The organism is Mesorhizobium sanjuanii (assembly GCF_002529485.1).
GTDB lineage: Bacteria > Pseudomonadota > Alphaproteobacteria > Rhizobiales > Rhizobiaceae > Mesorhizobium > Mesorhizobium sanjuanii.
The window spans coordinates 44,471-57,985 of the sequence record NZ_NWQG01000065.1 but is presented as its reverse complement, the minus strand read 5'-3'; the positions used below and the strand labels follow the sequence as shown (position 1 = coordinate 57,985).

10 protein-coding genes are annotated in these 13,515 nt (G+C 61.8%); 2 read left to right on the top strand and 8 right to left on the bottom strand.

The window, feature by feature from the left end; all coding sequences use genetic code 11:
- Positions 1 to 10: 10 nt before the first annotated feature.
- Complete coding sequence (locus tag CN311_RS12415) at positions 11 to 481, bottom strand: hypothetical protein (RefSeq protein ID WP_097574005.1); 471 nt, start codon at positions 479 to 481, stop codon at positions 11 to 13.
- A 117-nt stretch (positions 482 to 598) separates the two neighbouring features.
- Positions 599 to 871, bottom strand: coding sequence for a PepSY domain-containing protein (locus tag CN311_RS12410; RefSeq protein ID WP_097574004.1), 273 nt, complete (start codon positions 869 to 871; stop codon positions 599 to 601).
- 562 nt (positions 872 to 1,433) lie between these two features.
- On the opposite strand from CN311_RS12410, the gene CN311_RS12405 reads away from it, so the two are divergent.
- The gene (locus tag CN311_RS12405) at positions 1,434 to 3,236 is read left to right on the top strand and encodes an adenylate/guanylate cyclase domain-containing protein (RefSeq protein WP_097574003.1); all 1,803 of its coding nucleotides are present in this window, start codon (positions 1,434 to 1,436) and stop codon (positions 3,234 to 3,236) included.
- Between the two features lie 101 nt (positions 3,237 to 3,337).
- Complete coding sequence (locus tag CN311_RS12400; protein WP_097574002.1) at positions 3,338 to 7,591, top strand: cytochrome P450; 4,254 nt, start codon at positions 3,338 to 3,340, stop codon at positions 7,589 to 7,591.
- 69 nt (positions 7,592 to 7,660) lie between these two features.
- On the opposite strand, the gene CN311_RS12395 is transcribed toward CN311_RS12400, so the two are convergent.
- The 6 genes from CN311_RS12395 to CN311_RS12375 form a co-directional block, all read right to left on the bottom strand.
- Complete coding sequence (locus CN311_RS12395) at positions 7,661 to 8,347, bottom strand: Crp/Fnr family transcriptional regulator (protein ID WP_097574001.1); 687 nt, start codon at positions 8,345 to 8,347, stop codon at positions 7,661 to 7,663.
- Between the two features lie 370 nt (positions 8,348 to 8,717).
- The gene (locus CN311_RS12390) at positions 8,718 to 9,788 is read right to left on the bottom strand and encodes an ABC transporter ATP-binding protein (RefSeq protein ID WP_097574000.1); all 1,071 of its coding nucleotides are present in this window, start codon (positions 9,786 to 9,788) and stop codon (positions 8,718 to 8,720) included.
- The gene (locus tag CN311_RS33635) at positions 9,781 to 9,912 is read right to left on the bottom strand and encodes a hypothetical protein (RefSeq protein ID WP_280954033.1); all 132 of its coding nucleotides are present in this window, start codon (positions 9,910 to 9,912) and stop codon (positions 9,781 to 9,783) included. The genes CN311_RS12390 and CN311_RS33635 overlap by 8 nt, the downstream gene beginning before the upstream one ends.
- Before the next feature lie 4 nt (positions 9,913 to 9,916).
- On the bottom strand, positions 9,917 to 10,795 hold the full coding sequence (locus CN311_RS12385; RefSeq protein WP_097573999.1) for a carbohydrate ABC transporter permease: 879 nt from the start codon (positions 10,793 to 10,795) through the stop codon (positions 9,917 to 9,919).
- A gap of 1 nt (position 10,796) precedes the next feature.
- On the bottom strand, positions 10,797 to 11,864 hold the full coding sequence (locus CN311_RS12380; protein WP_097573998.1) for a carbohydrate ABC transporter permease: 1,068 nt from the start codon (positions 11,862 to 11,864) through the stop codon (positions 10,797 to 10,799).
- Positions 11,865 to 11,936: 72 nt separating this feature from the next.
- Positions 11,937 to 13,199 (bottom strand): ABC transporter substrate-binding protein, encoded by a 1,263-nt coding sequence (locus tag CN311_RS12375; RefSeq protein ID WP_097573997.1) that lies wholly within the window; start codon positions 13,197 to 13,199, stop codon positions 11,937 to 11,939.
- Positions 13,200 to 13,515 lie beyond the last annotated feature (316 nt).

Genomic DNA, 13,515 nt, shown 5'->3' with positions numbered 1-13,515 from the left:
ACCGACAAAATTAAAGCTGATAGAGCGGGCGACGGAAGCCGGCTTCGCGGCCGGCGATCAGCCAGTAGATCAGGCCGGCGACGAGACCGGCGGCAGCAATGATGCCGATATCGGCCCAGCGTTCAGGGCTCATATCCGCCGGCGCGCTCGGCCAGACCAGGGCGAAGCCACCAACCGCGGCCGCGGCGCCGAAGACCATGTGCAGCCAGAAATTGCGCAGCGAAAAGAACTCGGCGATGAGCGTGAAGATCAGGGTTTGCAGGCCGGTCAGCATGATCGTCAGGAAATAGACGAACATGCCGAGCGGCGGCACGACCAGAGCCATGATCGGCGTGACCCCCATGAAAGCGAAATAATCCGGCGCATTGGGCAACGAACTCAATGCGGCGTAGATGGCCACCACCGCGATAAGCCCGACGAGGACCGCAACAAAATAGCCGGCAAGCATCATCAGGACGCGTTTCAATGCGTGCTTCGCCATGCCACCCCCCGTGCGGCGCAATGATAGCGCCTTAGTCAGCCATCAAAGACGGATTGACGCAAGGGGAGGCGGAAAGGCCAGTGGCCTGTATATGCTTCGAATGCGGAATCTTGGCAGCTATTTCGGCTCGGCCGTGACCGGGTCGTAGGTGATTTCGACTTTCGCCTTGTCGGTCGTGTAGTAAGTGACGGTGTAGGCGCCGCTGTCCCAATCGACCTCTTCCACATAGCGAAAATCATTGCGCTGCTCGACCTTGGCGATGATTTCCGACAGCTTCTTGGCATTCGGCGGCGGCAGTGGTCCGTCCGCGGCAAAGGCCGATCCGCCGAGGAAGAGAACGGCGACACCTGTTGCTAGGACAAGACTGGTCGCCAAAACAAATCTGGACATGGCTTTCCCTCACATTTCGATGAATAGAAACTCGTTTTCAGGCGGGTTTGTTCCGGCATCGCCGATGCGCCGCGCTATCGTGCAGGTGCCTTCAGCCTGACCTGCATCCCTCGGAAGAAAGGCAGCTTGCCGCGGAAATCGTGATCCGTATTTCCTGTAGGCACGAGAGCAGCGGAGACACGTTTTCAAGCCGATTTGCTCCACCTCCTGAAATTGCAACTGTTCCATTGTGCCACCATTGTCGCATCTTTCACCAGAGGCCGTCTCAAAATGCAATCTGGAGCGCGGCCCAAGTCGATAAAGTTGTTTTATTTCAATGCGTAAGGGTGATTATTTTACCAACAATTTCGAACAACGGCCAGCTAGGCATGGATGGTCCCGCGGCCTCCGACATATTAGCTGGTCGTGGTAGAGATTTTACCAAGACCCTGTTAGGTTCATGACAAGGCAGGGCGGCATCGGCGCGTTGCACCTGCCGGGCATCTTCTTCCAAAGCGGCGACATCTTTAGGGGCAGGTAGTCGCCTGCGCTGGCGAAGACCAGAAAAGACCGGGGCTCAGACATGGCTGAACGGAACTACACCCGTCAGCTTGCGACAATCATTTCCATAGACGCCGTCGGGTTCTCGCGGCTGATGGGTCTTGACGATGAATCGGCCGTCGCCGCGTTCGAGGAACGGCGCGACATCATCGCCGACAGTTGCAGCACCTTTGGCGGCCGGACCTTTGGCGACGCCGGCGACAGCATCATGGCCGAATTCGGCAGCCCGATCGAAGCGTTGCGCGCGGCGTTCGATTTTCAGGGCCGCATCGTCACGCTCAATTCATCGGTCGACGAAGCCATGCGCATGCCCTTTCGCGTCGGCATCAACACCGGTGACGTCATCGTTCGCGAAGGCCGGCTCTACGGTGACGACGTCAACATCGCCGCCAGGATCCAGGAGTTCGCGCCGCACGATGGTCTTGCCGTCTCGGAAACGACCTGGCACCACGTGAAGGACAAGACAGCGGCCGAGTTCATCGATCTCGGCGAATTCATGCTGAAGAACATCGCGTTGCCGGTGCGCGTTCTGATTGCGGGGCGCATCAGCAACGGATCGGCGCCCGCGACATTCGTCGCGGCCACGCCCCCAGCCAATGGTCAGCAGAAACTGTCACCCAAAGGTCCGCCCGCGATCGCGGTGCTGCCGTTCCGGGGCGATGGTGGCGAGCGCGACGTCGACTACATGGCGGACGGCATCGCCGAAGACATCATCTATGGCCTTTCGAACACCAGATGGCTCTCGGTGATCGCCAAGAGTTCCAGTTTCCAGTTTCGCGATGACACACTGGGGACGCGGGTGATCGGCAATGCCCTTGGCGCGCGCTACATTGTCAGCGGCACATTGATGCGCAATGGCGGACAGATCCGTCTGAATACCTCGCTCGCCGACGTCTCAAACGGGCGATTGGTGTGGTCTCAGCGTTTCGATCGCGACCTCGTCGACATCTTCAGCCTGCGCGACCAGATCGGCGCGGAGATCGTCTCGATCCTCGACAAGGAGGTCGACCGGGCCGAGCAGGCGCGCACCTTCCAGGTGCCGTGGGAAAGCCTGGAAACCTGGCAATTGGTGCGGCGCGGCCGCTGGCACATGAACCGGCGCACGCGAGGCGATACTGAAATCGCCCTGGACTTCTTCGAAAAGGCCTACCAGGAGGATTCTAATTCGAGTGCCGTGCTGAACGAACTGGCGTGGTGGTATTTTTGGCGGGCCTGGCTGCGCTTCGGCGACAATGACGATCTGAACAAGGTCGAGCAATACGCGCGCAAGGCGCTGCTGATGGACAGCCTGGATGCGCGCCCGCATGCCCATCTTGGCGCCATCGACATCATGCGGGGAGAGCCGCGGGCCGCGGTCGAGCACCTGGGGGAAGCGATCCACATCAATCCGAGCTTTGCCTTCGCGCGCTCGGCCATGGGCAGTGCCCGCCTTTTGCTCGGCGATGCCGCCGGCGCAATTCCGTTCTTTCTCGATACCGAGCGACTGAGCCCCTTCGACCTCTACCGGTTCCACAATCTGGGGGAATTGGCGGCGGCCTACAGCTTCGTCGAGGACTGGCCGTCGGTAATCGCCACCGCTGACCGTTCGCTCAACCTGTCGCCAGGTTATTTCTACGCCAGGTTCCTGAAGATCGGCGCTTTGATGCGCAGCGGCCGCGAGGAAGAAGCCAGGAGGGAAATGGCCGTTTTCGCAACCAGGCACCCGGATTTCTCGGAGCAACGGGTACGCTGGATACCTTTCGCCGACAAGGCGGCGAATGAATTCCTCATCGGCAATTTCGAAATGGCAAGGGCCCGCAACATGATCGAAGCGGGCGGACACTAATAACAACTGTGAGGGAATTCACATACGCGCAACCGCTGCGAACCTAGGCCAGAGGTAGCCGATATCGCAACAATGTGAACGGCCGGGGGGCTTGAATACGCATGTTCAGGATCAAGTATTTCGATGCTGTCCGCGAGGCCCGGGAAAACCAGCGGCCGCTGGCGGAAATGCCGCCATTCGACCTCGGACGGCTGCGTTCCAGCGGCCTCGCGGCGCGCATAGCAGGCTTCCTTTTCAATGATCCTCGCTGGGCGCTGGCGCTGCTGCGCCGGTTCTGGCCGAACCTTGCCTTCGGCAATTTCCTGCTCGTTACCAGGAACGCCGACGTGCGCGACATACTGGAGCGCGGCGACGAATTCCAGACACCTTATGGACCCGAGATGACCGAACTCGCTCGCGGGTCGAACTTCATCCTCGGCATGCAGGACGGCGCCGACTATCGCCGCATGAAGTCGTCGGTGCTGAGCGCTTTCCCGCCGGCCGAGGTCGAGGCCGCCGTCAGGCCGATCGCCGCACGCTATTCCCAGGAGATCATGATCCGCGCCAGTCCTGGCTTCGATGCCATCTCCGGGCTGATGAAGATCGTGCCGGTGCATATCTGCCGCGATTATTTCGGTCTCGAGATCGACGACGAATCCGAATTCGCCGACTGGGCAATCGCCTTGAGCGCGCTGTTCTTTTCCGATCCGCTGGCAAAGCCGGTCACGCGCGAGCTTGCAGTGGTGGCCGGCGACCGGCTGATCAAGGTCATAGACCGCTCCATCGACGCGATCAGGGAAAGGAGCGCGAAGGCCGAGCAGCCGCTGCCAAGACTTGTCGCCCTTCTCGATCAGGGCAAGCTGTCGCTGCCCGACCTCCATTCGATCATGCTCGGCATGATCGCCGGCTTCGTTCCGACCAATGTGCTGGCCGGCGGCAATTGCCTTGACGTGATCCTGTCCCGGTCCGACGCACGAAAGGCTATCGATGCGGCGCTCGCCGGGGACGACACCGGCAAGCTCGACCGGGCAATCCTCGAAGCCATGCGCTTCAAGCCGATCTGGGTCGGCCCTTGGCGCTATACGTCGCGCGACACCACGATCGCCAAGGGCACGCGCCGCGAGCGCCTGGTGAAGGCAGGAACGGTGGTCATGCCGGCAACGCTGTCGGCAATGTTCGACGCGGAAGCGGTGCGAAACCCGAACGCGTTCGACACCTCGCGTCCGCAACGCGACTACATGGTGTTCGGCCACGGCATTCATCTGTGCATTGGCGCCGAAATCGCCAGGGTGCAGATCGGCGAAAGCCTGCGTGCCCTGTTCCAGAAGCAGGGCGTACGCCGTGTCCGCGGCAGGGCCGGACGCATGACCAGCGTCGGCGCCTATCCGGAAAGCCTCAAGATCGACTTCGAGCGGCCCGCACTTTGCCGCACCGTCGACCATTCGATGGTGACGGTGGTCTGCCCAATCACCCAGACCGCGCCGCTGGACGCCATCCGCGACAAGGTCGCGGCGCTCGGCAATCCGGCCAATGAAGAGATCAGCACCGCGCTCCGCATTGCCGGCACCATACATTTTACCAGCCTGACCGTTGCCGGCACTGGCGAGACCGATGATGCGTCCGGTCTTGAGAAAGGCGTTGTGGTTCTCGAAGTCTCCGGCGACGGCAGCAGCGACGAGGTCATCGACACAGTCTCGCGGGCCATCGGTCACTGGTTGCTGCCGATTTTGGAAGACGTCTGCGGCCTGCCCGATGGCGGGGCGCTGAACGACTTCCTGCGCAAACACAATGTCGAGATATCGCCGTCTTTCGGCAGCAATGCCGGGCTGGTGTTTTCCGGCACGCCGGGACATTCGGTCCGCCGCATCCTGGCCGAAGCCGAGCTCGCCGACACCATTCGCGACGTCGTCGAACAGCCGCGCTATGGCAATGGCGACGCTGCCGCCGTGCTCACCGAGGCCCGCCGGCATGTCCAGTCGCTCGGCAGGTTCGACTGGGCGTTCCAGCCAGCCGAAAGCCTGCTCGAAAGACCGCCGGGAAAATGGTGGCAGGCCATAACCACGACGCTGCTGGCGCCGGCCGTGCTCATCACCGTCGCGCTGGTCGTGCTTGCCTGTTGGCGCATGACCTATGTGCTGGTGTTCGGCGATCCTGACGGCCTGACCTTCCCCAACATCGCCATTGCCGGTACGGCACTTCTGTTGGCCGTGCTCGGCCTGCTGGCGATAGCGATCGCGGTGATCGGCCTGTGCTTCGTCGCCTTGCGGCGTGTCGAAGACATCGATCGCCCTCACAACACGCCTGTCGACCTCGATGCGCTGGACAAGATTATCGTCCACGAGGACCGCACCGCCCAGAACCATTTGACGGCGATCTCGACGATGAAGGTCGGAACCTTGCGGCGGCTTGCGCTCAGGCTTTCCTTCTACCTGATCTCGATCTCGGCGCAGAAGGTGTTCAAGCCGGGCTTCCTTGCCACCATCAACACCATCCATTTCGCCCGCTGGGTGCTGCTGCCGGGCACCAACAGGCTGATGTTCCTTTCCAACTATGGCGGCAGCTGGGAGAGCTATCTCGAGGATTTCATCGCCAAGGCCGCGTCCGGGCTCACCGGTGTATGGAGCAACACAGAAGGTTACCCGCGCACGCGCTGGCTCTTCCTCGACGGTGCGCGCGACGGCGATCGCTTCAAGCGCTGGGCACGGCGCCAGCAGGTACCGACGCTGTTCTGGTATTCGGCCTATCCGGCCCTCAACACCATCCGCATCCGTACCAACTCCCGGATCAGGCGAGGGTTAGCGACCGCTACGGACAGCCAAGCGCGCGACTGGCTGAGTCTGTTTGGGTCATTGCCGCGTCCGGTGGCCCCAAGAACCGCCGTCCAAAAGACTGCCTCGTTGCTGGCGGATATAAGTTCGGCGTTTCCCGCGCCTCTCGAACAACAGCTGGAAACCGGCGAGATCCAATCCATATTCTTCGGCCCATTTGGTTCATTGGGCCATGCCCACATGCTGGCGATAGCCGTGCCGGATACACTTTCCCGGATCAGGCGCAAGGCGTGGCTGGAGTTCGTCGTCGCGCAAACGAGCTTCGGCGACGGCGCGCCGGCAAAGCGCGCCATGACGGTGGCGTTCGGCCCTGACGGCCTTCGCCGTCTCGGCCTGGAGGGTGGGGCCGACGACGATCCGCTGGGTACCTTTCCGGTCGCCTTTCGCCATGGCATGGGCAATCCCGAGCGCAGCCGCATCCTCGACGATGTCGGTGAAAGCGTGCCCGACAAATGGCGGTGGGGCTCGCCACGGAAACCGGCGGATGCGGTCATCGTCTGCTATGCCGAAAGCGCGGAGGTGCTGGCGGCCGAAATCGCCGCCCTGAAGCGAAAGACCACGGGCGCGGGGATGAAATTCGTCGCGGAACTGCCTCTTGCGGTGAAGCGCGAGGGCAAGCGCGCGGTGGAACATTTCGGCTTCGTCGACGGTGTTTCGCAGCCGATCGTCAGGGGCACGGCGCGCGCCAATGCCGGCGCGACACCGATGCATCTGGTGGCGCCGGGCGAGTTCCTGTTCGGTTATCGCGACGAGCACGGCTTCTATCCGGCCTCACCATCCGTCCGGGCCTCGCAGGACCGGTCCGGCATCCTGTCGGCGGTGCGCCGCAACCGGCAGATCGCAGGCCAGCCACCGCCGCCGCACGATTTCGGCCGCAACGGCTCCTTTCTTGTCGTGCGCCAATTCGAGCAGCACGTCGACATATTCGATGATTACTGCAAGGCCGCGGCCATGCAGGCGGCAAGTGAAACCGGCAACCCGGCCATCACGCCACGCTGGGTCGCCGCCAAGATGCTTGGCCGCTGGCCCGACGGCAGCTCGCTGGTGCGCAATCCCGACGGCCGACCCGGCCGCCCGGCCGACAATGATTTCGCCTTTGGCGCCGAGGACCCACAGGGACACCGCTGTCCGCTTGGCGCCCATGTCCGTCGCTCGAATCCGCGCGATTCGCTGGGCGAAGACCGAGAGACGCAAATCAGGATCGGCAAGCGCCACCGCATCATACGGGTCGGCCGCACCTATCTGAAACAGGACAAGAAGCGCGGGAAAGTCGAGAAGGGCCTGCTCTTCATGTGCCTCAACGCCGACATCGAGCGTCAGTACGAATTCATGCAGCAGACCTGGGTCTCATCGACCTCGTTCCAGGGGGTGGCTGGCGAAAAGGATCCGACCATCGGCTCGCGCGACGGCGGCGGCAGGTTCACCATCCCCTCCTGGGAGGGCGTCACCGTGCTGAAGGGCATCCCGCAATTCGTCACCACGCGGGGAGGGGGCTACTTCTTCATGCCGGGCAAATCGTCGCTGCGCTATCTGATTTCGCGACTCTGATTCGGGGACGCGTCCCCGAATCGGATTCGAGGGCGCACCCCGAATCACCGGATTCAGTCATCGCCGTCCTCAGTCGTCGTCCTGCGAAGCGGCGATATGACTGAGCGCCCTGGCGTCGATGATGCGCAGGCCGCCGCGCTTGATGGCGATGATCTGCCGGCTACGCCAGTCGTTGAGCGTCTTGTTGACCGACTCGCGCGTGGCGCCTAGGAACTCGCCCAGCTCGGACTGCGAGATCGGTATCCAGCCGGCGGCGTCAGCTATGACGCCGCCCAGAAAGACCAGTCGTTTTGCCAATCTCGCCTCGATGCCGAAAAAGGCCTGATCCCCGAGTTCACCGCTGACCCAGCGCAGCCGTGCGCACAAAAGTTCGATCATGGCGCGCGCCAGGGACGGATTTTTCTCCATTCGATCAAAGAGTTGTGTTCGGCTGAGCGAAACCAGCTCGCAGGCGGTGAGACAGATCGCGGTGGCCGTGCGCGGGCGTCCGTCAAGTGCCCCGATCTCTCCGATCAAACTGCGCGACAGCTCGATATTGGCCACCAGCTTTTGGCCACCAGGCGAATAGATCGAGATCTCCACCGTGCCCTTCATCACACCATAGATGCGGTCGGCGGCATCCTCCTGGACGAACAGATGCTGGCCGGCGGCGTAGCGTTCGAGTTTGCAACCGCTGAACAACAGATCGAACTGGCTCGGGTCGATACGCGCAAGGCGCGGCAGATCATCTCTGTCGTTCGCGCCAGCAAAAGCCATGTCCGTGCCCCAATTTCCGTAACTGCTAAAGTTTACGGCAAGAGTGGACGGCATCAAAGCCCGGTGTTCATCCATGTCACGGCTCCTTCGAAAGGCATGGGATCGGACACCGGCACCGTCCGGCATCCGATCCGCCTGCGTTGAAGGCCGTCTGCACGCGCGGCGGGAGGAGCCGAACGCGCAGACGGCAACTGTGAAATGCCTAGGTGATCAAAAACCCCGCCTTGGGCCGGTTGCATTCCGGGCCTCGAAATTTTGTTCCGTGCGGCCAATCGAATGTCGGCCGAGCGGGGTTAGTTTGCTCGAAAACCGGCCGCGGTCTGTGAAGGGCGTTACACAGCCCCTTTGCAGCAGCCGATGCCGCGCCGGCTCATTCTTCCTCGTGGAAGAGATGGGCCAACGCTGTGTCGAAGGTGAGTTCCAGAGCGTCGCCCGGTTCGAAGATCTTGTCTTCGTCGAAGGCCGCTATGAGGTTGCGACCGTCGCGAAGTGTCAGCTCAACGACCGTTTCGCTGCCCAACCGCTCGGCATGTGCCACGGTGCCGTGCAGCATGCCTTTTCCAGATTGCGCTGCCCTGAGATATTGCGGACGGATACCGAGGATGGCCTTGCCGTCCTTGCGGAACGGTCGTCTCCTTGTCGCCACCCTGATCGGGTCCAGTGACGGGTTGCCAACGGTTGCCGTTTCGCCATCGAGGTCCAGGATTTCGACGTCCAGGAAATTCATCGACGGGGCCCCCAGGAAGCCGGCTACGAACCTGTTGGCCGGCTCGTGATAGAGTTCCATTGGCGCTCCGATCTGCATGACTTGACCGTCCCTCAGGACGACGATCTTGTCCGCCAGCGTCATCGCCTCGACCTGGTCGTGGGTGACATAAATCATGGTAGTGCCCAGTTGCCTGTGCAGCCGGCCGATCTCCATGCGCATGTCCATGCGCAGCGCGGCGTCGAGGTTGGAGAGCGGCTCGTCAAACAGGAATACGGACGGTTTGCGCGTGATTGCGCGCCCGATGGCGACTCGCTGGCGCTGGCCGCCCGAAAGCTGGCTGGGACGGCGCTCGAGCAGATGTTCCATTTGCAGGATGCGTGCGGCCTCGGCGACCTTCCGCGCCTTTTCCTGCTTGGAAGCGCCGGCGATGGTGAGACCGAACGCCATGTTCTCGCGCACGGTCATGTGCGGAAAGATGGCATAGCTCTGGAACACCATCGCCACACCGCGTTCCTTGGGTTGAAGTTCGTTGACCGTCCGGCTTCCGATTTCGAGGATGCCTTCGGTTATGTCCTCGAGCCCGGCGATCAGACGCAGCAAGGTGGATTTCCCGCAGCCCGACGGTCCGACAAAGACAACGAACTCGCCATCGTTGACGTGGATATCGACTCCTTTGATGACGTCGACACGACCATAGGATTTCTTGACACCCTTGAACGAGACCTCAGCCATGACCGGTGGCTCCCGTTTCCTGGTTCATGCGCGGCAACTCTGGATCACCGATGGATCTGCCGGCCTTGAGGAGCGGGACATACCAGCTGTGCGGAATCCACTGGTCCTTGAGCGCGAGAACCATGTAGTCAGCCCTTCACACCGGTCGAGGCGATCGACGCGATGAAGGCGCGCTGCAGGAAGAGGTAGAAGATCAGCACCGGGACGGTGATAAGGGTGAGATAAGCCATGACCTCGCCCCAAGCGACGTTGAGTTGAAAGAAGTAGCCGAGACCGACCATGACGGGGCGGTAGTTTTCCTGCTGCACCACGATGAGCGGCCAAAGGTACTGTTGGTTATACATGACGAGGAATTTGAGGATGGCGGCGGTAGCCACAACCGGCCCCGAGAGCGGCATGACGACGCGATAGTAAACCTGCCACCAGCTCGCGCCCTCGACCCGGCTCGCCTCGATCAGTTCGCCCGGCAGGCCTTTGAAATACTGTACGAACAGGAAGATCGTCAGTCCGTCCGCGATCCAGGGGATGATCTGCACCCGGTACGTGTTGAGCCAGCCCCATTCCAGCCCATCGATCCCGATCCAGGGCAGTTTCGAGACCAGGAGCAGGAGCGGGATAGCGATGGTCTCGAAAGGGATGATGAATGTGGCGATGACGATCGAGAGCACCATGTCGCGCCCTCTCCACCGCAGGAAAACGAAGGAGAAGCCGGCCAGCGAACAGATCAGCAGCGACAAAAACACGGTCACCCCAGTGACCAGGACCGAATTGAAGACGAACAGACCGACAGGCGCCCGCCTGAACGCCGCGAAATAGTTGTCGAGGCTGATATCCCCGACGGGCAGGAAGGCGCGCAGGCTGGCGGTGTCCGCAAGGAGTTGACTGTCAGGCTTGAAACTCGAGGTGATCATGAACACCAGCGGGAGGATGAAGATCAGCGCGATCAGGCACAGCACCAGATAGCGGACGAAAAGCCTCAGGCCGTGATTGTCGGGATTGATGACCATGCTAGCGCTCCCGTGTCAGCCAGCGCTGAACGAGTGAAATCGTTAGCACGATGGCGAACAGAATGACCGAAATGGTCGAGCCGCCCGAGATGTCCTGTTTGCCGTAGCCGCGCTCGACCATCTGGAAGACGAGAGTCTGGGTGCTGTCGCGCGGACCGCCCTTTGTCATCACGTCGATCTGGGCGAAGACCGCGAAGGACTGCATGGTGATCACGACGACGACGAGCACTGCGGTGTTGCGCAGGCCCGGCCAAGTGACATAGCGGAAGGTCTGCCATTTCGAAGCCCCCTCGATCGCGGCGGCCTCGTAGAGCGTGGGGCTGATCGTCTGCAACCCGGCCAGCCAAATGACCATATGGAAGCCGACAGCCTGCCAGATCGACATGGCCATGATCGCCGGCAGCGCGGTCGAGGGGTTGCCCAACCAGTCGACGGGCTGGAAAAGGCCGAAGGTAAGGCCATGGAGGAGGGTGTTCAAAAGTCCGCTCTGGCCGGCATAGATGAACCGCCAGAGGAGCGCGACCACGACGATGGAGACCACAACGGGCATGAAGTAGATGGTCCGGAACAGGTTCATGCCCCTGACCTTGCGATTGATGAGCAAAGCGAGCACCAGCGCGAGGCCGCCCTGCACCGGCGCCACGACCAGGGCGAACAGGAAGGTGTTCACCAGCGCTTTCATGAACACGACGTCGCTGGCGATGACGACCATGGCGTTCCCGCCGGACTGCCAGCGGAACCACTCACGCATGCCACGATACTGGGGATAGGCGTCGCTGCGGGTGATCTCACGCAGGCGGGGATACTGGATTTCGCCGGCCCCGTCCCGGACCACTTCGCCGGCGTCGTTGCGCTCCGGCTCGAGCGTTACCACCCCAAGACCCAGGAGTTGCCTGTAGTTCTCCAACCCGACGAACCGGGTGGGATTCGGCGAGATCAGCCGCTGATTGGTCAACGAGAGACCGATCGCGAAGAAGAACGGCAGGATGATGAATGCGACGATGAGTGCGAACCCGGGCAGGGCGAATGTCCAGCCTGTCCGGTTCGAAAGGGTCAGTTTCGAGGCCATTTGCGATATCCGCCTCAGGAAGCCAGAAAGCGTGGAGTCCGCGGCAGGCGCGGACCCGGCGGCGCGACGGAACTACCGGTGACCGTAACCGCCATTGTTCGTGATATCGGCGTCGATTTCGTCGACCGCGGCATCGAGCGTGTCAGCCACGTCGGCGCCATTGGCGATGTCGGCCAGTGTCTTGGTGAAGACTTTGGACTGGACCACGTAACCCGGAGTGACCGGGCGTACCAGAGCCTGCGCCTTGGAGAGGTCGAAGAACACCGCGAGCGGGCCGCCAGCCTTGTAGTTCTTTGTCATCTGCGCCGCCGAGGGGGTGGACGGGATCAGACCGATACCATCGGAGAAGGCAGCGAGATACCTGTCCTGTGTGGCGAACTTGATGAATTCGGCAGCACCGTCCGGATGCGTGGACTTGGCCGAGACGCCGAACTGCCATGAACCGGCGCCGATCTTGTTGCCCGCGCCGAAATCGGGAGCTGGAAGGAAGACCACGTCATCCACGGCCGCCATCGTCGCCACCGCGCGCCAGTTGCCGTTCCACTGGAAGGCGAACTTGCCGTCGATGAAGCCGGTCTGTTGATCGGCGGCGTCCTCACTGGTGCCAGGCGCATAGCCTTCGGTGAACAGTGATTGCCACCACTTGCCAAAGGCCTGCGCGGCCTCGCCGTTCAGCGCGCCTTCCGCGGTCTGGTAGGTCGAACGGTCGACGATATCCCCGCCGAAGCTCTGCAGAAACGGCGAGAAAGCATAGGGATACCACTCGGTCTGATCGTTCATGCCGAGGTCGAGGGCATATTCATACTTACCGGAGGCCTTGGCGGCATCGAGCGCGGCCATGAATTCGTCGCGCGACCAGGGCTTGTCGAGGGTCGGGGTGCGCAGACCCAAACCATCCAAAGTCGACTGGCGTGCAAAAAGCGCCACCGCAGCGTCCCATAGACCGATCGAATAGAGCTTGCCATCCCACATACCCTTGGTGCCGGGCAGGAAGTCGGCGAACTCGCTCTCGTCGATCGGCAGCGGCTGCAGATAACCGGCCCAGGCCCAATTGGGCATGTTGGGGCCGTCAACGTCCAGGATGTCGGGCAATTTGCCCGCCAGCGCCGCCGCCGCGATGGAATCGTTGTAGCTCGCCTGCGGGAAGCTCTCCATGGCCACCGTCCAGTCGGACTGGCTGGCGTTGAAGTCCGAGATGATCTGTTTGAGGATCTTCGACTCCACCTCATTGCCGGCGCCGTGATACCACATGGTCAACTCCGTCTGCGCCAGCGCGGGCACACACAGGCAGCTCGACGCGAGCATCGCACCGGCGAGGAGTCTTGTCAGTTTCATCGCTTGTTCCTCCCTTTGGACTTAAGGACGCTGGCTGAAATTCAGGGGCCAGGGACCGCCAGGACGCAGGGCCGGAGCCGGCGTCCTGATTTCAGGCCGGCATTTGCGGCCTATGATGGGATGCCGCAATGTTCGCGGATGCGGGAAGCTTTTGCAACCGCGCTGTTTCACCTGGTCGGAGCAGGAGATCGTTGACGATTTCCTGCCGTCACACAGCTCATCCAGAACGAGATAGCAGCTCACCTAGGACGACTTCATCGTCCGTCAACGCTCTCCACCGGCCGTATTCAATATGCGGCCTGAGTGATTCCCAGGA

Excerpts from the sequence above, each read along its gene's own strand:
- CN311_RS12415 (WP_097574005.1), bottom strand. The coding sequence starts at position 481 with ATGGCGAAGCACGCATTGAAACGCGTCCTGATGATGCTTGCCGGCTAT.
- CN311_RS12410 (WP_097574004.1), bottom strand. The coding sequence starts at position 871 with ATGTCCAGATTTGTTTTGGCGACCAGTCTTGTCCTAGCAACAGGTGTC.
- CN311_RS12405 (WP_097574003.1), top strand. The coding sequence starts at position 1,434 with ATGGCTGAACGGAACTACACCCGTCAGCTTGCGACAATCATTTCCATA.
- CN311_RS12400 (WP_097574002.1), top strand. The coding sequence starts at position 3,338 with ATGTTCAGGATCAAGTATTTCGATGCTGTCCGCGAGGCCCGGGAAAAC.
- CN311_RS12395 (WP_097574001.1), bottom strand. The coding sequence starts at position 8,347 with ATGGCTTTTGCTGGCGCGAACGACAGAGATGATCTGCCGCGCCTTGCG.
- CN311_RS12390 (WP_097574000.1), bottom strand. The coding sequence starts at position 9,788 with ATGGCTGAGGTCTCGTTCAAGGGTGTCAAGAAATCCTATGGTCGTGTC.
- CN311_RS33635 (WP_280954033.1), bottom strand. The coding sequence starts at position 9,912 with ATGGTTCTCGCGCTCAAGGACCAGTGGATTCCGCACAGCTGGTATGTC.
- CN311_RS12385 (WP_097573999.1), bottom strand. The coding sequence starts at position 10,795 with ATGGTCATCAATCCCGACAATCACGGCCTGAGGCTTTTCGTCCGCTAT.
- CN311_RS12380 (WP_097573998.1), bottom strand. The coding sequence starts at position 11,864 with ATGGCCTCGAAACTGACCCTTTCGAACCGGACAGGCTGGACATTCGCC.
- CN311_RS12375 (WP_097573997.1), bottom strand. The coding sequence starts at position 13,199 with ATGAAACTGACAAGACTCCTCGCCGGTGCGATGCTCGCGTCGAGCTGC.